The organism is Mesorhizobium sp. CA13 (assembly GCF_020165235.1).
Lineage (GTDB): Bacteria > Pseudomonadota > Alphaproteobacteria > Rhizobiales > Rhizobiaceae > Mesorhizobium.
The window spans coordinates 91,916-112,794 of sequence record NZ_JAIUHS010000013.1; the positions used below are offsets into that span (position 1 = coordinate 91,916).

Below are 20,879 nucleotides of genomic sequence, written 5' to 3' on the forward strand. Positions count from 1 at the left end.
TCGATCCGATTAGTTGCGAAACGGAGCAACCCGCAGTGGCTGCAGTAGAGATAAAGAACCTTTCGAAGTCGTTCGGAACCCACAAGGTTCTAAAAGACATCAATCTTTCCATTAATGACGGAGAGTTTCTGACGCTTGTCGGCCCCTCCGGCTGCGGGAAGTCGACGCTGATCCGCATCATCGCCGGCCTCGAGCCGCAAACCTCGGGCTCGATCCTCGTCGATGGCGCGCCGATCGATCATCTGAGGCCGCATGAGCGGCGCATCGCCATGGTGTTCCAGAGCTACGCGCTCTACCCGCACATGTCCGTCTTCAACAACATGGCGCTGCCCCTGACGATGACCGGGCTTAACCTCTACGAGCGCCTGCCGCTCGTCCGCCTACTCTCGTCCCGGCGCCGCAAGGTGATGCAGGAGATCGGCAAGCAGGTCAGGGGCATCGCGGCACAACTTCAGATTGAACCCCTCTTAGAGCGCAAGCCCGCCCAGCTCTCCGGCGGCCAGCGTCAGCGCGTCGCGCTCGGTCGCGCCATGGTGCGTCAGCCCGCCGCTTTCCTGATGGACGAGCCGCTTTCCAACCTCGACGCCAAGCTGCGCGTCCACATGCGTAGCGAGTTGGCCGAGCTGCACCAGAGACTCGGCGCGACATTCGTCTACGTCACGCACGACCAGGTCGAGGCGATGACCATGTCGAGCCGGGTCGCCATGATGGAAGGCGGAGACATCCTTCAACTCGGCACGCCCGACGAACTCTACGACAGGCCGGCCAACATCCAGGTCGCCCAGTTCATCGGCAGCCCGACGATCAACCTGATTCCCGCGACGGTGGGGGTCGGCGGGCGACTGGAATTGCTCGGAAAGCCTCTGCCGATCGGCACCGCCCTCCCCGCCGGAGAGAAAGCGACGATCGGCGTCCGCCCGGAAATGATCCTGCCCGGCGCGGTCTCGGGCCAGTCGACGGACCAGGTCCCGCTTGCGGCGAAGCTGCGGCGCAGCGAGCATCTCGGCTCCGAGAAGATCCTGCATTTCGACGTTCCCTCGCTCCCTGGAATCCTGGTGACCTCGCGCATAGGCGCGGGCGTGCCGGACGGTGAGTTCGAGAACACCGAACTCTTGTTCCATCCCTCGGCCTGCCATGTCTTCGATGCCGCCGGAAACCGCGTGGAACCCCAAGTTTCCCAAGACGCGGCCACCGCCGGCAAGGGAAAGCTGCGCCTCGCAGAGGGAGCACGCGCGTCATGAGCCTGACCGCGGTACCCGCATCGCCCGCCCGGCCCGGCGCCCGGCAGGCCCTCATCGAGAGGCTGGTCGCCGGCGGCTTCGCGCTGCCTGCCCTGCTTTTGCTGGTGCTGACGATCCTCGTGCCGCTCGGCGTGCTCGGCTATCTCAGTTTCACCGACTACGAACTCGGCGAGGTCGATGTCCATTATGTCGGCCTGCAAAACATCACCGACGCGCTGACCGATCCGGAATTCCGCCGCGGACTCAAGAACACGCTCGTCTACGTCGCGATCGTCCTGCCCGGCTCGGTGATCCTGTCGCTGCTCGTCGCCGTCCTCGTTCACCGCCGCAAGCGCACCCGCTCGCTCTACGAAATCATCTACTTCCTGCCCGTGACGTCGACCTTCATCGCCATGGCGACGGTGTGGCAGTTCCTGCTGCACCCCAGCCTCGGCCCGGTGAGCGCGGTGCTGCGCTGGCTCGGCATCGGCGAGGTCGCCTTCCTGAGCAATCCCTCGCTGGCGCTGCCGACGCTTGCCGTGATCGGCATCTGGCAACTGGTCGGCTTCAACATGATCCTGTTTCTGGCCGGCCTCTCGACCATTCCCAAGGACCTCTATGAAGCCGCCGAGATCGACGGCTGCGGCGGCGAAATCGACCGCTTCCTGACGATCACGTGGCCGCTGCTGGGACCGACGACCATGTTCGTCATCGTCACCAGTTCGATCACCGCCTTCAAGGTGTTCGACACGGTGGCGGTGCTGACCCATGGCGGTCCGGTGGGATCGACCGAGGTCCTGCTCTACAAAGTCTACCTCGAAGGCTTCCAGTACTTCCGCATGGCGTATGCGTCGGTTCTCACCTTCATCTTCCTCATTTTCATTCTGGTCTTCTCGATCCTCCAGACCGTCGTCATGGATCGCAGGGTGCATTACTGATGACCGACACAACCATCACTGCTCCCGCGATGGCGGGCACAACAACCACACCAGCTGGCTCCGCCGGCCGGCGCTTCGCCTCTCTGTTCATCACTCACGGCATCCTGATCACCGGCGCGGCGTTCATTCTCCTGCCTTTCCTGTGGATGCTGGTGACCTCGATCAAGCCGCCGGAAGAGGTGTTCAACGCCCAGCTCAGGATCTGGCCGAAACATTTCTACGGCTTCGAGAATTATGCGATGGCGCTGACCAGTGCGCCGCTGCTGCGCTTCGCACTCAACGGCATCATAGTGTGCGGCGGCATCCTGCTCATCCAGCTTCTGGTCGCCATCCCATGCGCCTACGCGCTGGCCAAGCTGAAGTTCCCGGGCCGCAACCTGCTTTTCGTCCTCGTCCTGCTCGGCCTATGCGTGCCCGAACAGGTGCCGGCGCTGCCGATCTACATCGCGTTGGCGAGAATGGACCTGCTGAATACCTATTTCGCCATGATGGTGCCCTTCTTCCTCTCAGTCTTCGCGATCTTCCTGTTCAGGCAGTTTTTCCGTTCCTTCCCCGACGACATCATTCATGCCGCGCGGCTCGACGGGATGAGCGAGTTCGAGATCGTGTGGCGCATCGTCACGCCCAGCGCCATGCCGGCGATCGCCGCCTTCGCGGTGTTCTCCTTCGTCGCGCACTGGAACGACCTCTACTGGCCGCTAATCGTCATCTCCGACGTCAACCTGGCGCCGCCGCCCCTCGGCATGATGTTCTTCTCGGACGCCGAAGCCGGCACCAATTACGGCGCACTGACGGCCGCCGCGACCATCCTGACCGCGCCACTGCTGCTCGCGTTCCTGTTCGCACGCCGCCGCTTCATCGAAGGCGTCACGATGACCGGGGTGAAATAAAACTGACAACTGGCGCGGCTAGAAGCCCGGTCGCGCCGTTCCCCCACACCTTTCGCGGGGCAAGGCGGCATCATCGCCTCAAGAGCATCGGGCAAATCGCATAACCGGAGGAAAGCCTTAATGAAATTCTTGTCAAAGATCATCGCGGCCTCGGCCGTATTGCTGGGAGCGGCGTCGACAGCGCTGGCCCAGTCCCCCGTGACGCTCGATGTCTACTACGCATTCCCGGCCTTCGCGAAGTTCCATGAGCCGCTGGCCGCGGAATTCATGAAGGAACATCCCGACATCAAGATCCAGTTCCGCGCGCCGGCGGCCAGCTACGACGAAGGCCACCAGGCCATGCTGCGGGCCTCCATCACCAACAACCTGCCCGACGTCTATTATTCGGGCTATCACGTCCTGCATGAACTGGTCGGCAAGCTGAAGGCGCGCAACCAGATCTTGGACCTCGGCACGATGATGGACGCCGAAGCGAAGGAATGGCGCGACGCCAACTACGCCGACAACATTCTCGACCTCGGCCGGGTGGACGGCAAGCTCTACGGACTGGCCTTCAACGCTTCGATGCCGATCATGTTCTACAATGCCGACCTGGTTAAAAAGGCCGGCGGCGACCCCGACAACATGCCCACCGACTGGCCGGGCATCATGGAACTCGCCAAAAAGATCAAGGCCACCGGTTCCGGCATCGCCGGCCTCGCTTACAATATTCACGACTGGCCCGACGAATGGCTCTGGGACGCCATGCTGATGCAGGGCGGCGGCGAGCTGACCAAGGACGGCAAGGTGGCCTTCGGCGACGAGCACGGCCTGAAGGCGCTGGAATATTTCCGCAGCTTCGTCACCGATGCCGGCATGCCGTTGATCGACTGGGATCAGTCGCGCCAGGCCTTTATCGCCGGCCAGATTGGCATCTTCTTCGATACGCCTGCCCGTCTCAGCCAGGATACCGAACTGATCGGCGACCGATTCAAGCTGCGTACCGCGGTCTTCCCGGTCGACGACAAGGAAAAGGGTGGCTTGCCCACAGGCGGCAACGCGGCGGTGATCACTGCCTCCGACCCGGCCAAGCAGAAGGCGGCCTGGGAATTCCTTAAATTCGTCACCGGCCCCAAGGCGCAGGAGCAGGTCGTCAAGATGAGCGGTTACCTCCCGACCAACAAGGCCGCCACCGGGACCGACTATCTCGGCCCGTTCTACGAAGCGAACCCGAATTACGCCACCGTTGCCAAGCAGATGGCACTGTCGCGCCCGTGGCCCGGCTATTCGGCGGGTAACACGGTCCGCATCTGGCGCACCCAACGCGAGATCATCAGCAAGGTCATGAGCGGCGACGTATCGATCAAGGACGGGCTCGACAGCCTCGTCTCCGAAACACAGGCACTCATGAAATAAATCGCCATGCCACGCGCGCCGGCCGGCTTCGGCTGGCGCGCCTTTTTTAAGGTGGCGCCGATGTGGCGCCCTTCTTGTGTCAGCCCTCCCTTCACACTGCCGGACCTCCCGATGCTCATTGCACAGATCAGCGATTTTCATATCCGACCCGACGGCCAGATGGCCTATGAGGGGCTCGAGACCAACACCATGACTCGTCGCGCCATCGCGACCGTCGCCGCGCTCGATCCGGCGCCCGATTGCGTCCTCGTCACCGGCGATCTCGCCGATTGCGGTCGCCCGGAAGAGTATGCGCTTGTCGCCGACATGCTGTCGGCCCTGCCCATGCCCGTCTTCGTCATCCCTGGCAACCACGACCGGCGTGAGACAATGCGCGAGGTGATGGCGCCGAAATTCCCCTATCTGAGCCAGTCGCCGGACTTCCTGCATTATACGATCGAGGACCTTCCAGTCCGCCTCATCGGGCTGGACACGGTGCAGCCGGGCGAGGACGGTGGTGCGATCTGCGAACGGCGCGAAGCCTGGCTCGGTGAGCGTCTCGCCGAGGGCGACGGCCGCCCGACCTTCGTCTTCATGCACCATCCGCCCTTTCCCGTCGGCGCGCACGGCATGGACATCATGATGTGCGTCGTCGGCGACGGCTTCCGCGACATGATCAGGTCCCACGCCGAAATCGAGCGGGTGGCCTGCGGGCACTATCACCGGCCCATCACGACGCGCTTTGCCGGCACGGTCGGCTTCGTCGCGCCGGGCGTCGCGCACCAGGTCGCGCTCGATCTTCGTCCGGGCGAGCCCAATCGCTTCATCTTCGAACCGCCGGCTTTCGCCCTGCACGCCTGGTCGCCGCAGACCGGTGTCGTTTCGCACGTCGTCCCGATCGGCGATTTCGGCCCCGCCCACGATTTCGTCACCGATGTCGATTACCCCGGGAAAAACGAGACATGAGCGACTACCATCAAATCCTGAAAGACGCCGATGCCATCGCACGCAAGGCAGCCACGACGTTGATGTCGATGCGCGAGGAGCGCCTCGACGTCACGCGCAAGGAAGGGCTGGACATTGTCACGGCCGCCGACCTCGCTTCGGAACGCATTGTCATCGACGGGCTGCGCGCGCTTACACCGCAAGCTTGCATCCTCTCGGAAGAAGCCGGCACGACGGGAACCTTGGGCGAAAGCCGCTGGATCGTCGACCCGCTCGACGGCACGATAAACTACGCGTCCGGCCTGCCGTGGTTCTCCGTCACCATGGCCTATCAGGAGCAGGGTGCGACGAAGGTCGGCCTGACCGTCGCGCCCGCCGCCGGCTTCGAGGCGCACTACACCAGCGACGGCATCGCGACCGTCAACGGCAAGATGGCCAACGTCTCGACAACTGCGAGACTGGCCGATGCGGTCATTGCCGTCGTGCTGACGTCGCACTTTTCGGCCGAGGAGGTGGCGCGCACCGCAGAGATCGTGCGGCGGCTCGGCATCGGCGCGCGTGGCGTGCGCGTCATCGTCTCTGGGGCCTTTGAATATTCGATGGTCGCCGCCGGCCAGCTTGATGCGGCGGTTTCGATCAAGGCCGACGTCGTGTCCTACGCGGCTGCCATGCCGCTGCTACGCGCAGCAGGAGGCAAGGTCACCACGCTTTCAGGTGCCGACTCCACAGACGAGGACACGCAGAAGGTCGGCTCGAACGGGCTCATTCACGACGAACTTCTTGAAGCGCTACGCGGCCTGTGACACCTGGCGCGCAAACCGGAGCGAGCATGCAAGACGCATTGATCATATTCGACTGCGACGGCGTGCTGGTCGACAGCGAACCGCTGGCGGCGCTTGCCTACCGGCGGGTCTATTCGAAACACGGCATGGAACTCGACCCGCAGGCGGTCCTGCAATGCGTCGGCATGAAGCAGACCGATATCCTGGAGCGCATCAGGCTCACGACCGGCCATCGTCTTGAGGAGCATCAAACCACGGATTTGTGGGACGAGGTGAAAGCGCTCTTCAGCGAAAGTCTGCAGCCGATGGCGGGCCTGAAGCCCTTCCTTGAACGGCTGTCCAATCCCCGCTGCGTCGCCTCATCCTCCTCGCTGGAGCGGATACATCACAGCCTTTCGGTCACGGGGCTCGCGAAATTCTTCGGCGAGAACATTTTCTCATCGTCAATGGTCGCGCGCGGGAAGCCCGCCCCCGACATCTTCCTGTTCGCCGCGGAACGGATGAGCGTCGAACCGAAGCGCTGCGCGGTTATCGAGGACTCGCCCTTCGGCGTGCAGGGCGCAGTCGCCGCCGGCATGACGGCGATCGGCTTCATCGGCGGCGGCCACACCTATCCGGGGCATGCCGAGAAACTGCGCGTGGCCGGTGCCCGGACCATCTGCGCCGACTGGGACGAAGTCGAGCGCGAACTCGTTTCTCTGGAGCTGATCGCGCCCGTCTCCGTTTAGATTTCAGGCCCAGCGAAAGCCGGGCAGCAGATGATCCGGCACCGCCCTTTCCTGCTCGAACACCGTCGAAAGCGCCGCGTCGCCGAATGTAACAGATGGACAGGATTCCGTAATTGAGTGTGAGGGTTTCAGGATCACGTCGTCCATCGATAAAACATGGTGCCTTCGCCGAGCTCCGACATCAATCCGGCCGACTTCTGCATTACCTTGGACCGCATGAAACACGTTGAAGTGTGCGTTTGCCAGCGAACTTTCGACCGGTACCAGAGGTACCGCTAACACGATCATTGTCAGGTAGCCGAAGTTGGTCCAAAAAGAGCCGTGCCGTTGACGATCACCGCACCGGCTGAGCCAACGAATCGTCCAATTGCACCGCCGCCGCCACGCCTTGACGAACGCGAGGCCGCCTTAGATTTCTCTGCTTTCTCTTTTTCACTTGACGCCGTTCTTCGTTTGAAAGCGCACCCGTCACGCAGTCGACCACATTGAACGCAACAAAGTCCGCTTCCAATTGCTCGGCGAGGGCCGCCGCATCCTCCCTGGGCTTGTCATGGGGATCGTGCCAGAGCGCGATTCCGATGCGTGCACGCGGTGCGAGTCGCCTCAAGCGCCTCACGACGAACACCGCGTGTTTGAATGAATCGCGGTTGAGGAAGCCCACGACGACTGCGTCGCGAGCTTCAAGCGGAAGTTTCCGGATCCGCGCGGGGAGGAGGTCACGGTGGCTCGCGGCCACGCAATCCGCACCCTCGATCGAAATGACCTGCGCGAGCATCGCAGCGGCCACATCGTCGAGGTCTCCGCGCCCGCCGATACACAGCACTGACTTCCCAGCACCATCCGGGAGATCAGGCGCAAACTCGGCTTGATCCTCGTCCTCTTCGCCCGGATCTGCGCTCGCGCCTTCTTTTTCCGCGTGCTCGTCTTCTTCCTCTTCTTCTTCCTCCGCGGCGATCTCGTTGAGGTTGGCCACCAGGGTGCGGGCGTTTTCGGCAAGGTTCGCCAACTGACTTGCCGTCAGCGCGCCCCGAGCCCGGTCCTGTTCACCAAGCAGCAACGCCGGAATCGCAACAGTGCTGTGGAACTCGATCAGGTATTTCTCCTCGAGCATTTCTTCCGCGTTGTCGGTGGCTTCGTCGATATCGTCGGCAAGAAGCCGCTGGTACAGACGCTCCTTCGGGTCAAGCACCGGCTCATCGCCAAACAGGATCTGCAGGAATTCGAACTGGGGCACGTGCCGTCCAAGCACGACAAGGCAGACGGTCAACGGCGTCGACAGCACCAAGCCGACCGGACCCCATAGCCAGGCCCAGAAAACGGCGGCTACGATGATCGCCAGCGGCGAGAGGCCCGTGTGCGAGCCGTAAAGCCAGGGCTCGACGACGTTGCTGATTACAAGCTCCGCCAAGATGAAGAGAGCGCCAGTCCATACCAGTAAGCTCCAGCCGGGAGCCACTGCGAAGGCAAGAAACAAAGGTATCACCGCCGCGATAACCGGACCGATAAAGGGTACGAACCGCAAGACAACGGCCAACATGCCCCATAGCAGGGCATTGGGAATGCCAAGAAACCAAAGACCTATTGCAAGGGGGACGCCGTAGACGATGTTCACGACCAATTGCATGAGCAGATATTGTCCAACGCGACTGCCTGCATCCTGCAATGCCTGGGTCGTGCGATGGAGATCGCTGTAGCCCACAAGGCGAATGAATCGATCCCGCAATTCTTCGCGCTCGAGCAGCATGAAAATCACCACAATGATGACAAGGCCGGTCGTGGCGAGTGGTCCGATCAGCGGCTCGATGATGTTCCTCAGCGTCTCTATCGGACGCTGGGGCGAGAATATCTGAACCAGAAGCGGATCCTGCTGCTTCGTGGTTTGCTCCACATCCGCTTGCTCGTTGGATTGGGATTTGTTTATTTCAGTGTTGACGCGTTCGAATACCTTGCCGAGCCGGCTGATAAGGCCGTCTTCGGATCCCGTCTCTTTCAAGGTCCGAATCTTCTCGAGGATGTTGGATTGGTATGTCGGAATGTCCTGCGCGACCTGGCTCACCTGCGTGGCAACGATCAGGCTGAACAGCGACACGAGGACGAAGGCCGATGCAACCGCGCCAAGCACAGCGATCATTCGCGGCAGCTTCAACTTTCGGAGCAAAGAAACAATCGGCGCCAACGCAAATGTGAGAAGGACCGCTATTGCCAATGGCAGCAGGACCTCCTTGGCGACATAAAGAATAGCGACGGTAGCAATCATCGCCACGACGGTTGCCAACTTCGATGTCATAAAAGCAGGGGGCATGATGGGACCTATCTGCAATCTCGCGATTTAGAGGACGGCCATGGCCTGACCGCGCAAAGGGCGCGCTAGTCCGTATACTGGCACCTCCTCAGCTTCCGGCCAATGACCTGGTTCGCTACACCGCATGTGTGATGATCTCGAACTTTTGCAGGGGATGGAGCCGAAGGGTGTGGATCATCGGAACATCTGCGGCGTCCCTCCCGACGGCGACCAGGATACGCCCGGACGACAGCCTGCTTCTCGCCGATGCGAGCCGATTGGGAATCGCAGGCCTTTTTGTCCAGCCCGCTTGGTAAACGACCTTTTCCGATCCGGGCCTGCTACTGGATTTCCGCTTCCGCAACAGGGCCATGCTGTTCGATCTCGGAGATCTTTCGAAGCTTTCGCCGCGCGAAATCCTGCGGATCTCGCACGTCTTCAGGCTTTCGCTTTACAGCGCAAGCCCGGAAGTCCACGTTCAAAAACTTAATTGCAAAATCAGTTGTTCAGAGGAAAGCCGATGGTACCGTTGGCTGGGATCGAACCAGCGACCTCCGGATCCACAATCCGGCGCTCTAACCAGCTGAGCTACAACGGCACGTTTGCCTGAGCGGGATCGGTGGAACATAAGTCCCCTCGAGCGCTCTGTCGTTCGGCGATGCGTCCTTACGGGCTTATGGATTTTAATTCAAGGCTTTTGCAAAGCAAAGGTCACTTGCCCACATGGAAGCGGATCCGCGGACAAGAAAAAGGCCGGCGGGAGGAGGTGCCGGCCTTTTCCTGTTACGAGCCAGCGGGAGGAGGTGCTGGCTGGTCACCCCGGAGGCGGAGGGAGGAGGTTCCGCCGACCGGGTATTCGTTGATGGCTGCCATCATACATTATGATCATTTCAAAGAAAATGCGACCTTTTGTTACATCTTCTGATCATGCGCAAATATTAGGCGGCCTTGATGTCCTTCATCGCCTTCTCGAAAACGGTCTTGATCGGCTTGGAGACATCCTCGGCCGCCTTGGAGGCGACGGTCTGGAACTCCTTGGCCTGCTCGACGGTCATTTCGACGCGCTTGCGCAAGAACGCGGTCTGCAGCTCCACGACTTCCGACAGCGATTTGGCGCCGATCAGCGCCTCTAGATGCGAAAAGCCCGCTTCGGCATTGGCGCGCAGTGCGGCAATGGTCTTGAGCGACAGGTCGCTGGAAATGGTCTTGGCGGACTCGTATGTGGATTCCAGGGCCTTCTGGGTCTCCTCGGCGCCAGTCTTGAGCTTGGCGTAGGCCTCCTTCGACTGCTCGACGCCTTTCTCTGCGAAAGCGCGGATCTGGTCGGTGGCCTTGGAAGCATCAAAGCTCGGGAATTCAACGTTTTCGATGGTCTCGGCAGTCTTGGTCCTGGACATTTTCCATCCTTTCAGCGGTAGCGGCTTTGACGGAAAGCCGTCTCGTTCATGTATGATGGCAATATAAAGGCAATTTTTGTGCATTGCAATATCTTTGTTGCACTGCACCATAGATTCCGTCTCGGCCCGTTAACCAAGAGCCGAAATTCAGGCCTATGCACGTTCTGGCTTGTGGACCTTCGCGCCGCCGGCTTTTATTAACAAAGCGTTAACTGCAAAAATGCCCGCTGCATGAGGATTTCGCCAGCGCATGCCGTCCGAATATTCCTTTCTCGACGTCGCCGTGCTCGAAGCGGTCCGCCAGCGCTTCGCCGCCGGCGACGCGATCGCAATCCTGTCGGCGAATCTGGAGCAGGTGATCTGGGCTAATGGACCGGGTGCCGCGGTGTTCGGCTATCCCGACATCGAAAGCATCATCGGCGCCGAGGCACGGCTGCCGCTGATCGCCCGCCGCCAGATCATGGCAACCAGTGGATTTCCCGACATCGGCAGCGACCGAAGCATCACGGTCAGGCTGGCGACCGGCATGACCAGCCGCGCCATCGGCTTCCTTGCAAGCGCTGTGACGCTGCCCGACGGCGAGAACGCCATCATGCTGGCGGTGCCGGCGGCGCAGACCGGCTCGCGCAGTGCGGCCGAAATCGCCGGCAGGGCCATCAGCGGCTTCACGGAAGATGGCCATTTCATCGCCTTCATCGACGCCAGCGGCAATGTCGAAGCGGCATCGGAGAGCTTTTCGCAGCTCGGGATCGAGGCCGCGACGCTGGCCGCACTGGTGGCCGACGTCGCGAATGAGGGCGATCGCATCGTCAAGCGGCTGGTTCCGGGCGGCGGCACATCCTATCCGGCGGGGCTCGCCCGACTGACGCCTGAGCGGCATTTGCTGGTGGTGATCGACGAGAACAGGCTCGACGACGGCGGGCTTGCGGAGGGAACTTCAGCCGCCGAGCGTTCGGAAGGACGTGACCGCTCACAGGCCATCGCCAAGGATATCTCGGAACCGGAGGCACAAGCCGCTGCCGAAGCGGCCGTGCAGGAGCCGGCGGCGGCAGAACCCGGACAGCCGGCGGCAAGCGGTACGCCGGCACAGCACGACCATTGGTATTTCAATGCCGGCGAGGACGGGAGGCATGCGCGCGGCCCAGCCGCGCCGGACGCCGAAGCCGTGACTTCGCCAGCTACCGCCGAAGGTCCAGCCGAGAACGCGAAGCAGGATGTCCAGCCTCCAGCTGTCCCGGCAGCCCCGGCCGCCAGGGCCGTGGATCGCACGGCGGCGCCGATGCGTTTTGTCTGGCGCACCGACGCCGAGGGCAGGTTCAGCGCGCTGTCGCCGGAGTTCGCCGACGTCGTCGGCAAGCCGGCCGCGGACGTCATCGGCCGCCGTTTCAGGGACGTCGCGGCGGCCTTCGGGCTCGATGCGTCCGGCGAGATCGCCGGTCTCCTGGAGCGGCGCGACACCTGGTCCGGCCGTTCCGTGCTGTGGCCGGTCGTCGGCACCGACCTGAAGATCCCGGTCGACCTCGCGGCGCTGCCGGTCTATGGCCGCAGCCGTGCCTTCGAGGGCTTTCGCGGTTTCGGCGTCGCCCGCGCTGGCGACGCCATCGTCGATCCGGAAGCGATCGGCATGGCGCTGGTACCCAACAGTGAGGCGCCTCAGGCGCCGGAACCGGTCGAACCCGCGCCTGAGGCGACGAAGGCCGAGGAGCCGAAGCCATCGGATCCGTTCCGGGGCGAGGTGCCGGCGCTGACCATCGTGCCGAAGCCCGAACGCCGCTTTGCCGACAAGGTGATCCGGCTTGCCGAACATCGCCAGCCGGCCAACGACAAGGGTCTCTCGACCCTGGAACGCAGCGCTTTCCGCGAGATCGGCGAGCGGCTGAAGAAGGAAAGCAACCCGGCCGAGCCGGAGGCCGAAAAACCGGCTCCGGACAATGCCGGGCAACCGGAGGCGGCAACGCCGGCGGAGCCGTCCAGGAAACCAGCGGACGCCCGCAAAAACCTTGCGCCAAAGGATGAAGCCGCATCGGCCGAGCCCTCAGAAACCGATGTCGATGCCGAGGACGCAGACGATCTCGCCCGGCTTGACGGCGAACGGCCGGACAAAACGGCTGATGAGGAGCCCGCCGACAGGGCAGCCGGGGTGACGGGTTCGCTGCTCGACTATGCCGAGCGGAGCGAGGAACCAGCGCCGGTCGCCGACAACGATGGCGAGACCCCGATTTCCGAACCGGCGGCGCAGACGGAACGGGAGAGCGAAGAGCCCGTCGCGGCGGCAGGCGAACCGGCCGTCGCCGGCGCGAATGATGACATTGCCGACGACGAGAGCATGACATCAGCCGATTTTCGCGATGCCGAGGACAGTGAGGACTGGGTCGGGGACGAGGAAGCGTCCGCATCCGATGAGCAGGCCGCAACCGCCGAGGGGGCCACCGGCACAAGCGACGCGGTGGAGGCTCCGGTCGAGCGGCCACGCCTCAAAGTGCCTCCGCTCAAGCTCGAAGGGTTCGTGCCGTCGGCCTTTGCGGTCGGAGACGAGAGCAAGGCTCCCGACACCACGCTCCTGAGCAAGCTGCCCGTGCCGCTGCTCATCCATTCCGGGGATGAACTTCATTACGCCAACGAGGAATTTCTCGTGCTGACAGGCTATGAGACGCTCGATGAACTGGCGGATGCCGGCGGGCTGGGCGCGCTGTTTGCCGATCCCTATGGCCATGACGGCGCCGCCGAGGGCGCCGACCGGGCGTTGCGGCTGAAGACGCATGGGGGGCAGGAATTTCCGATCGAGGCTATCCTGCGCTCGGTTCCGTGGCGCGACGGCAAGGCGCTGATGCTGGTGGTGCGCCGTTCGGGCGAGGATGAGGCACCGGCGGCACTGCAACCGGCCGGCGACGAGCAGGCGCAGCCCGATATTTCCGAGCTCAAGGCGCGCATCGCCGAGATGCGCACCATCATCGATACCGCCACCGACGGCGTCGTGCTGATCGGCCGTGACGGCGCGATCCGTTCCATAAGCCGTCCAGCCGAGGCGCTGTTCGGCTTCGACAGCGACGACGTGACCGGCAAGCCGTTCGCCTCGCTGTTCGCCATCGAAAGCCAGCGCGCGGCGCGCGACTATCTCGACGGCCTGTCCGAGCCCGGCGTGGCGAGCGTCCTGAACGACGGCCGCGAAGTGATCGGCCGAGAGGCGCAGGGCCGTTTCATTCCGCTGTTCATGACCATCGGCCGGCTGCCCAACGACAGCGGCTTTTGCGCGGTGGTGCGCGACATCACGCAGTGGAAGCGGGCCGAAGAGGACCTGACCCAGGCGCGTGCGGTGGCCGAGCGCGCCTCCTCGCAGAAGACGGATTTCCTCGCCCGCATCAGCCACGAGATCCGTACGCCGCTCAATGCCATCATCGGCTTTTCCGAACTGATGGTGGACGAGAAGTTCGGGCCGGTGGCAAACGACCGCTACCGCGATTATCTGCGCGATATCAACCGATCGGGCAATCATGTGCTCGATCTCGTCAACGATCTTCTCGACATCTCCAAGATCGAGGCCGGCCAGCAGGAAATGGCCTATGAAGCGGTGTCGCTCAACGACACGCTGGCCGAGACCGTGGCGATGATGCAGCCGCAGGCCAACCGCGAGCGCGTCATCATCCGCTCCAGCTTCGCGTCGCGGCTGCCGGAAGTGGTAGCGGACCTGCGCAGCGTGCGCCAGATCGCCCTCAACATCCTGTCGAACGCCATCCGCTACACCCAGGCCGGCGGCCAGGTGATCGTCTCGACGGCCTACGAGACCTCGGGCGATGTCGTCATGCGCGTGCGCGACACGGGCATCGGCATGAGCCAAGCCGAGATCGAGCAGGCGTTGAAGCCGTTCAAACAGATCAATGCATTGAAGCGTGGGCGCGGCGACGGCACCGGTCTCGGCCTGCCGTTGACCAAGGCGATGGTTGAAGCGAACCGCGCCCGCTTCATCATCACCTCGACGCCAGGCGAAGGAACCCTGGTCGAGATCGCGTTCCCGTCGACGCGTGTGCTTGCGGAATAGGCAAGCTCCCGTCCATCCAGCCGCCCGAAAAAGAAAAGGCGCCCAACAGGACGCCTTGAAAGATGGGATTTGCTGTCACAACGGGGGCTTGAGCGAATTCAGATCCTCCGGGGGCTGAGGAACGGGATTTCTCCCTCAAGTTACGTGCGACTATCGACGCCGGGCCTTAACAAGTCCTTACCGGGTACCGAAAAAATTTACGAATGTGTACCACTCGTGAAATCTAGGTAAATTCGCGCGGCAGATTTGATTAACCATGCCAGACGGGCGATCACTCGGCCAATTGCGGCAGGTTTCTGAACAGCTCGAGCGCCTCGGGATTGGCGAGCGCCTCCTTGTTCTTGATAGCGCGGCCATGCACGACATCGCGCACCGCAAGCTCCGTGATCTTGCCCGATTTGGTGCGCGGAATGTCTGACACGGCGACGATCCTGGCCGGCACGTGGCGCGGGCTGGCGCCGACACGGATTTTCGCCCGGATGCGCTTCTCCAGATCCTCGTCGAGCTGAAGGCCGGCGGCCAGCCGCACGAACAGCACCACGCGTACGTCATTGTCGAAATCCTGGCCGATACAGAGCGCCTCCAGGATTTCCGGCATCTGCTCGACCTGATTGTAGATTTCCGCCGTGCCGATGCGCACCCCACCCGGATTGAGCGTCGCGTCGGAGCGGCCGTGGATGATCATGCCGCCATGAGCGGTCCACTCGGCGAAGTCGCCATGGCACCAGACATTGTCGAAGCGCTCGAAATAGGCGGCCCGGTATTTCTTGCCCTCGGGGTCGTTCCAGAAGCCGATTGGCATTGCCGGGAACGCCTTGGTGCAGACCAGTTCGCCTTTCTCTTGCCTGACCGGCTTGCCGTCGTCGTCCCAGACGTCGACGGCAAGGCCGAGGCCTGGTCCCTGGATCTCGCCGGTCCATACCGGTTCAGTCGGGACGCCGAGGACGAAGCAGGAAACGATGTCGGTGCCGCCGGAGACCGATGCCAGATGCACATTCTTCTTGATCCCGTCGTAGACGAAGCGGAAATCCTCGGGCGAGAGCGGCGAACCGGTCGAGGAGATGGCGCGCACGGTGGACAGGTCATGGCTGCGGATCGGCTTGAGGCCGGTCTTGCGCACCGAATCGATGAATTTCGCCGAGGTGCCGAAGAAGGTCATCTTCTCGGCATCGGCGAAATCGAACAGCGCATTGCCGTTGGGGTAGAAGGGCGAGCCGTCATAGAGCAGCAGGGTCGCGCCCGAAGCGAGGCCCGACACCAGCCAGTTCCACATCATCCAGCCGCAGGTGGTGAAGTAGAAGAAGCGGTCGCCGTCGAGCAAGCCTGCGTGCAGGCGGTGTTCCTTGAGGTGCTGGATCAGCGTTCCGCCGGCCGAATGGACGATGCATTTGGGAATACCGGTGGTTCCGGACGAGAACAGGATGTAGAGCGGATGCGAAAACGGCAGCCGCTCGAAGGCGACCTGCCTGACGGCGAAGGGCGACAGCGCCTCTTCCATCGCCGCGGCCTTGTCGATTGTATCGGCTACATCGGCCGAGGTGCCGAGATAGTCGACGACCACCACCTTCCGAACGGTGCCCAGTTTCGCGGCCACCGCGCGGACCTTGTCGGCGACCTCGATGGCCTTGCCGTTGTACCAGTAACCATCGGGGACGATGAAGACGACGGGTTCGATCTGCCCGAACCGGTCGAGCACGCCCTGCTCGCCGAAATCGGGGGAGCAGGACGACCACACCGCGCCGATAGAGGCGGTTGCGAGCATGGCGGCGACCGTTTCCGGCATGTTGGGCATCATCGCAGCGATACGGTCGCCCTTCTTGACCTTGAGCGACAGGAAGAGCTGCTGGAAACGCGAGGTGAGCGCATGCAGTTCGTTCCAGGACAGCCGGCGCTCGACCTTGTCCTCGCCGCGAAACACGATCGCTTCTCCGGCTCCGGTCTTCCTCAGGAGGTTCTCGGCGAAATTCAGCGTCGCGTCGGGAAAGAAGGCCGCTCCCGGCATCTTCTCGCCATCGACAAGCACGCGCCCGCCTCCGGCGCTGCCGTTGTCGCCGACGATGCCACAGAAATCCCAGACCAGGCTCCAGAACGTTTCGCGATCCTCCACCGACCAGCGGTGAAGGTCGGCATAGGAGGTCAGGGGCATGCCGCTCTTTGCCGCGGCGGCCTTCATGAAGGCGGTCAGCGGCGCAGCGTCGATCTGGTCCTGCGTTGGGGTCCAGAGTGGTACTTCGGCAGCCATGATGGGTCCTCCCAGGATCGCCATCGCTTATGCATATTGCGCCGCAGCAGAGCAAGATTTTGTTCGGCCGGGGCGCCCAGATGTGCGCAAATGCCATCGCCGGGCCATAAAGACTTGAAATGCGTCGGCCCTAAGTCGTAGTGACGACTAGAAGTCGTGGTGACAACTGGAAGTCGTGGTGACGACTGGCAGTCGTGTGACGACCGGGTTTACACCCGCCGGACGATCTTTGTCGGAACGAAAGCATACGGGGCGATATGCCATCATCTTTGATCCGACGCGGAACATGGGCGATCGGCGCTGCCGTGATCGTCATCGCGCTGGCGATCGCCGCCCTGCCGCTCATCGCTTCGACGCGCATCGTGCGCGATCGCATCGCCTGGGAATTAAGTGCCTGGAGCGGTTTCCGCGTCGCCATCGAAGGCTCGCCGCGCATTGAGGTCTGGCCGAACTTCCGGGCGATCCTGACGGATGTGACGCTTTCCAAGTGGACCGACGTCGACGCACCGCCGGTCGTCGAGGCTGAACGGGTCGAGGTCGACCTCTCGGCCATGGCCGCGCTGCGCGGCGACGTGGTGTTTTCCACGGCGCGGCTGGTGCGGCCGACGATCAGGGTCCAGCGCACGGCGCGCGGCCTGTTCCTGCCCACCGCTCCGACCGGCGGCCGCATCGCACGCGCCATCGACGTGGCGCGCGGCGTGGTCGGTGCGGACCCCGCCAAGCCCGATCTTGACAAGCTGCCGGCCGACACTTTCGGCACGGTGGAGTTCAGGGACGGTCGCATGGTGGCGTCCGTCAACGGCAAGGACGAAGAGGTGCTGAGCAGCCTGAGCGGCCAGGCAACATGGGCGGCTATGAACAGCAATGCGACGCTCTCGGCGACCGGCATCTGGCGCGGCGAAAGCGTCGCCGTGGACGCCGCATCGCCGAAGCCGCTGGTGTTGTTTGCCGGCGGCATGGCGCCGCTGACGCTGTCCTTCAAGGCCGCGCCCGCCACCTTCTCTTTCGACGGCATGGCCAGCATGTCCGAAAACGCCTATCTCGACGGCCAGGCCAAGTTTTCGGCGCCCTCGCTGCGGCGCGTGCTTGAATGGTCGCAGGCCGATATCGCGCCGGGCGCCGCGATCGGCTCCGTCAGCGTCTCGAGCAAGGTGACCGCGACGGCCGGGCGGGTCAAATTCGAAAACACCGCACTCTCCCTCGACAATAACCCGGGAATGGGTGCCCTGGACCTGTCGCTCGGCGACACACAGCCGGTGATCTCCGGCACGCTCGCCTTCGACACGCTCGATTTGAGGTCGTTCCTGTCCGCCTTCACGCCGCTCGGACCGGCAAGCGGCGCAGGTCCAAGCGAAGCCGACACGAATTTCGCCGACCGGGTCAATCTGGACCTCCGGCTGTCGGCGGCGCACGCCACGGCAGGCTCCATCCAGCTTGCCGACGTCGCCGCCACGGCCCAGGTCAAGGACGGCCTGTCCGTTTTCGACATTTCCGACGCCTCTGCCTTTGGCGGCAATATCCAGAGCAGCCTTCGTTTCGACCGCAAGCCCGAGGGCAGCCAGGTCGAGATCCGGCTGTTGGCTTCCGATATCGATGGCGGCGCTTTCGGCACGGCGGCCGGGATGACGCGGCTGGTGCCGGTCGGCACGGGGACCGTGTCCGTCATCCTCAAAGGGCCCGGCAGGACCTGGGACTCGATCTTCGAAACCGCCGACGGCTCGGTTTCGGCGACCTTCGGGCCAGGCGCGCTCAGCAAGTTCAACCTGCCCGCCTTTCTCAAGCATACCGAACAGGGCGGCTTCTTCGCGCTCGATGACGTCTCGGACGGGACGCTGCCGATCGATGGCGCCGAACTGAAGGCAACCATCTCGAAGGGCGTGGCGAGACTGGACAAGGCCGAGGCCAATTCGGCGAAGTACAAGATCTGGCTTTCCGGCATCGCCTCCTATGCCGGACGGGGGCTGGCGCTGTCGGGCGGTGTCATCCAGCCGGACCAGGTCGCCACGCAGGCAAACGGCCAGCAAGGCCCCAAGCAATCGTCCTTCTTCGTTGGCGGGACATGGAGCACGCCGTTCATTTCGCCAATCAACCGCGGCGTGTCGGGCGAATAAGCAGCCTTTCGGCCTCTTTGTTCAAGCATGATCTCTGGACAAACCGAACCGTTTGTCCGCGAACGCCTGTGCTTGCTTTTCGGGATCATGCCCAGCCTGTTCGGGCATGATCTCGCCCGAAAACCGGCGCCCACTTTTCGGGATCATGCTCAGCCGCGTTGCGCGGCCTGTTCGTCGCGTTGGCGCTGGACCTCGCGACGTTTGTTTGCAAGGGAAGCGACGATGACGCCGACCGCGACGACCGCGATCAGAATGGTGCACGCGGCGTTGATCTCCGGCGTCACGCCGAGACGAACCTGGCTGTAGATCTTCATCGGCAGCGTGGTCGCGCCCGGCCCCGAGGTGAAGCTGGCGATGACCAGGTCGTCGAGCGAGAGCGTGAAGGCAAGCATCCACCCCGACACGATCGCGGGCAGGATGACGGGCAGCGTGACCTGGAAGAATGTCTTGACCGGCGGCGCGCCGAGATCCATCGCCGCCTCCTCCAGCGAGCGGTCGAAGGATACCAGGCGCGACTGCACGACGACGGCGACGAAGCACATCGTCAAGGTGGTATGGGCGAGCGTGACGGTGAGGAAGCCCCGGTCGAGGCCGACAGCGACGAAGAGCAGCAGCAGCGACAGGCCGGTGATGACTTCGGGCATGACCAAGGGCGCGAACACCATGCCGGAGAACAGCACCCTGCCCCGGAAACGCGTGTAGCGTGTCAGCGTCAGCGCCGCCAGCGTGCCGAGCACGGTCGCCGCCGTGGCCGAAATGACGCCGACGCGCGCCGTCACCCAGGTGGCATCCATGAGGCCCTGATTGTGGAACAGCGACACGTACCATTTGGTCGAAAAGCCGCCCCAGACGGTGACCAGCTTGGATTCGTTGAAGGAGAACACGATGAGCAGCACGATCGGCAGATAGAGGAAGGCGAAACCGAGCACGATCGAAGTGATGTTGAAGCGGCTCCAGGTGGTGTTCATTTGTCCTGCTCCTGCGCCTTCGCCTGGGCCTGCTGGAAGATCATGATCGGAACCGTCAGCAACAGCAGCAGGATGACGGCGACGGCGGAAGAGACCGGCCAGTCGCGATTGGCGAAGAACTCGTTCCACAACGTCTTGCCGATCATCAGCGTCTGCGACCCGCCAAGCAGATCGGGAATGACGAATTCGCCGACCGCCGGAATGAACACCAGCAGGCATCCGGCGATGACGCCGGGCAATGACAGCGGGAACGTGATCTTCCAGAACGCGCTGGTCGGCGGACAACCAAGGTCCTTGGCCGCCTCGATCAGCGAATAATCCATTTTTTCCAGCGACGAATAGAGCGGCAGCACCATGAACGGCAGGTAGGAGTAGACGATGCCGATGAAAATCGCCGTATAGGTGTTGAGGATGACCAGCGGCTGGTTGATCAGGTGCAGCGACAGGAGCAACTGGTTGAGCAGCCCCTCGGGCTTCAGGATGCCGATCCAGGCATAGACCCGGATCAGGAACGAGGTCCAGAACGGCAGGATGACCAGCATCAGCAAGGTCGGCCGGATCGTCGCCGGCGCGCGGGCCATGCCGTAGGCTATGGGATAGCCGACGATCAGCGTCAGCACGGTCGAGATCGCCGCGATGATCAGACTGGTGACATAGGCGTTGAAATAGAGCGCGTCCTGCGTCAGCCAGGCATAGTTGTCGAAGTTGAGATCGCGAAAGCCCGCGAAGAAGCCGGAGACGCCGTCGCTGAAATCAAGCACCGGCGTATAGGGCGGCATGGCAATCGCCGTCTGCGACAACGAGATCTTGAAGACGATGATGAAGGGGACGAGAAAGAAGAACAGCAGCCAGAGATAGGGAATGAAGATGACGAGACGGTTGACGAAGCCGGCGCCCAGCCGCGCCAGCAACGGCTTGGCCGCGGCCGGTAGGGCGGCGTCGGTGGCGGCGATGTCGGACATGTCAC

Annotated in this window: 15 protein-coding genes and 1 tRNA gene; 9 read left to right on the forward strand and 7 right to left on the reverse strand. The window is 63.0% G+C overall.

What is annotated here, in order from left to right; genetic code table 11:
• The first annotated feature begins 35 nt into the window (after window positions 1–35).
• The 7 genes from LB566_RS24745 to LB566_RS24775 all read left to right on the forward strand — a co-directional run bounded on the left by LB566_RS24745 (window position 36) and on the right by LB566_RS24775 (window position 6,877).
• Window positions 36–1,241, forward strand: coding sequence for an ABC transporter ATP-binding protein (locus LB566_RS24745; RefSeq protein WP_224628196.1), 1,206 nt, complete (start codon window positions 36–38; stop codon window positions 1,239–1,241).
• Window positions 1,242–1,243: 2 nt separating this feature from the next.
• Window positions 1,244–2,158, forward strand: a complete 915-nt coding sequence (locus LB566_RS24750) for a carbohydrate ABC transporter permease (RefSeq protein WP_411910508.1) — start codon at window positions 1,244–1,246, stop codon at window positions 2,156–2,158.
• A gap of 29 nt (window positions 2,159–2,187) precedes the next feature.
• Entirely contained in the window at window positions 2,188–3,048 is an 861-nt protein-coding gene (locus tag LB566_RS24755) for a carbohydrate ABC transporter permease (protein WP_224628336.1), read from the forward strand.
• A gap of 120 nt (window positions 3,049–3,168) precedes the next feature.
• Window positions 3,169–4,443, forward strand: a complete 1,275-nt coding sequence (locus LB566_RS24760) for an ABC transporter substrate-binding protein (RefSeq protein WP_224628204.1) — start codon at window positions 3,169–3,171, stop codon at window positions 4,441–4,443.
• Between the two features lie 111 nt (window positions 4,444–4,554).
• The gene (locus LB566_RS24765; RefSeq protein ID WP_224628205.1) at window positions 4,555–5,388 is read left to right on the forward strand and encodes a phosphodiesterase; all 834 of its coding nucleotides are present in this window, start codon (window positions 4,555–4,557) and stop codon (window positions 5,386–5,388) included.
• A complete protein-coding gene (locus tag LB566_RS24770) occupies window positions 5,385–6,170 on the forward strand; it encodes an inositol monophosphatase family protein (protein WP_224628207.1) in 786 nt (261 codons plus the stop codon). The genes LB566_RS24765 and LB566_RS24770 overlap by 4 nt, the downstream gene beginning before the upstream one ends.
• A 26-nt stretch (window positions 6,171–6,196) precedes the next feature.
• Complete coding sequence (locus LB566_RS24775) at window positions 6,197–6,877, forward strand: HAD family hydrolase (RefSeq protein ID WP_224628225.1); 681 nt, start codon at window positions 6,197–6,199, stop codon at window positions 6,875–6,877.
• 3 nt (window positions 6,878–6,880) lie between these two features.
• On the opposite strand, the gene LB566_RS24780 is transcribed toward LB566_RS24775, so the two are convergent.
• The 4 genes from LB566_RS24780 to LB566_RS24795 form a co-directional block, all read right to left on the reverse strand.
• Window positions 6,881–7,165, reverse strand: coding sequence for a hypothetical protein (locus tag LB566_RS24780; protein ID WP_140552850.1), 285 nt, complete (start codon window positions 7,163–7,165; stop codon window positions 6,881–6,883).
• 46 nt (window positions 7,166–7,211) lie between these two features.
• Complete coding sequence (locus LB566_RS24785) at window positions 7,212–9,179, reverse strand: AI-2E family transporter (protein ID WP_411910505.1); 1,968 nt, start codon at window positions 9,177–9,179, stop codon at window positions 7,212–7,214.
• Between the two features lie 500 nt (window positions 9,180–9,679).
• Window positions 9,680–9,756 (reverse strand) — tRNA-His (locus LB566_RS24790).
• Between the two features lie 340 nt (window positions 9,757–10,096).
• Complete coding sequence (locus LB566_RS24795) at window positions 10,097–10,555, reverse strand: phasin (RefSeq protein WP_224628228.1); 459 nt, start codon at window positions 10,553–10,555, stop codon at window positions 10,097–10,099.
• Window positions 10,556–10,805: 250 nt separating this feature from the next.
• On the opposite strand from LB566_RS24795, the gene LB566_RS24800 reads away from it, so the two are divergent.
• Window positions 10,806–14,591, forward strand: coding sequence for a histidine kinase dimerization/phospho-acceptor domain-containing protein (locus LB566_RS24800; RefSeq protein ID WP_224628230.1), 3,786 nt, complete (start codon window positions 10,806–10,808; stop codon window positions 14,589–14,591).
• 271 nt (window positions 14,592–14,862) lie between these two features.
• Here LB566_RS24800 and LB566_RS24805 read toward each other — a convergent pair whose 3' ends face one another.
• Window positions 14,863–16,833, reverse strand: a complete 1,971-nt coding sequence (locus LB566_RS24805; protein ID WP_224628232.1) for an acetoacetate--CoA ligase — start codon at window positions 16,831–16,833, stop codon at window positions 14,863–14,865.
• Between the two features lie 257 nt (window positions 16,834–17,090).
• On the opposite strand from LB566_RS24805, the gene LB566_RS24810 reads away from it, so the two are divergent.
• Window positions 17,091–18,944: an AsmA-like C-terminal region-containing protein gene (locus tag LB566_RS24810; protein ID WP_224628234.1), complete on the forward strand. Its 1,854-nt coding sequence runs from the start codon at window positions 17,091–17,093 to the stop codon at window positions 18,942–18,944.
• 149 nt (window positions 18,945–19,093) lie between these two features.
• Here LB566_RS24810 and LB566_RS24815 read toward each other — a convergent pair whose 3' ends face one another.
• Window positions 19,094–19,912, reverse strand: a complete 819-nt coding sequence (locus tag LB566_RS24815; protein ID WP_224628236.1) for an ABC transporter permease — start codon at window positions 19,910–19,912, stop codon at window positions 19,094–19,096.
• Window positions 19,909–20,874 (reverse strand): ABC transporter permease subunit, encoded by a 966-nt coding sequence (locus LB566_RS24820; RefSeq protein ID WP_140498523.1) that lies wholly within the window; start codon window positions 20,872–20,874, stop codon window positions 19,909–19,911. The genes LB566_RS24815 and LB566_RS24820 overlap by 4 nt, the downstream gene beginning before the upstream one ends.
• Window positions 20,875–20,879: the final 5 nt, after the last annotated feature.

What these genes read in the sequence shown, in the direction of transcription:
- LB566_RS24755 (WP_224628336.1), top strand. Translation starts at nt 2,188, where the DNA reads ATGGCGGGCACAACAACCACACCAGCTGGCTCCGCCGGCCGGCGCTTC.
- LB566_RS24760 (WP_224628204.1), top strand. Translation starts at nt 3,169, where the DNA reads ATGAAATTCTTGTCAAAGATCATCGCGGCCTCGGCCGTATTGCTGGGA.
- LB566_RS24765 (WP_224628205.1), top strand. Translation starts at nt 4,555, where the DNA reads ATGCTCATTGCACAGATCAGCGATTTTCATATCCGACCCGACGGCCAG.
- LB566_RS24770 (WP_224628207.1), top strand. Translation starts at nt 5,385, where the DNA reads ATGAGCGACTACCATCAAATCCTGAAAGACGCCGATGCCATCGCACGC.
- LB566_RS24775 (WP_224628225.1), top strand. Translation starts at nt 6,197, where the DNA reads ATGCAAGACGCATTGATCATATTCGACTGCGACGGCGTGCTGGTCGAC.
- LB566_RS24780 (WP_140552850.1), bottom strand. Translation starts at nt 7,165, where the DNA reads ATGATCGTGTTAGCGGTACCTCTGGTACCGGTCGAAAGTTCGCTGGCA.
- LB566_RS24785 (WP_411910505.1), bottom strand. Translation starts at nt 9,179, where the DNA reads ATGCCCCCTGCTTTTATGACATCGAAGTTGGCAACCGTCGTGGCGATG.
- LB566_RS24795 (WP_224628228.1), bottom strand. Translation starts at nt 10,555, where the DNA reads ATGTCCAGGACCAAGACTGCCGAGACCATCGAAAACGTTGAATTCCCG.
- LB566_RS24800 (WP_224628230.1), top strand. Translation starts at nt 10,806, where the DNA reads ATGCCGTCCGAATATTCCTTTCTCGACGTCGCCGTGCTCGAAGCGGTC.
- LB566_RS24805 (WP_224628232.1), bottom strand. Translation starts at nt 16,833, where the DNA reads ATGGCTGCCGAAGTACCACTCTGGACCCCAACGCAGGACCAGATCGAC.
- LB566_RS24810 (WP_224628234.1), top strand. Translation starts at nt 17,091, where the DNA reads ATGCCATCATCTTTGATCCGACGCGGAACATGGGCGATCGGCGCTGCC.
- LB566_RS24815 (WP_224628236.1), bottom strand. Translation starts at nt 19,912, where the DNA reads ATGAACACCACCTGGAGCCGCTTCAACATCACTTCGATCGTGCTCGGT.
- LB566_RS24820 (WP_140498523.1), bottom strand. Translation starts at nt 20,874, where the DNA reads ATGTCCGACATCGCCGCCACCGACGCCGCCCTACCGGCCGCGGCCAAG.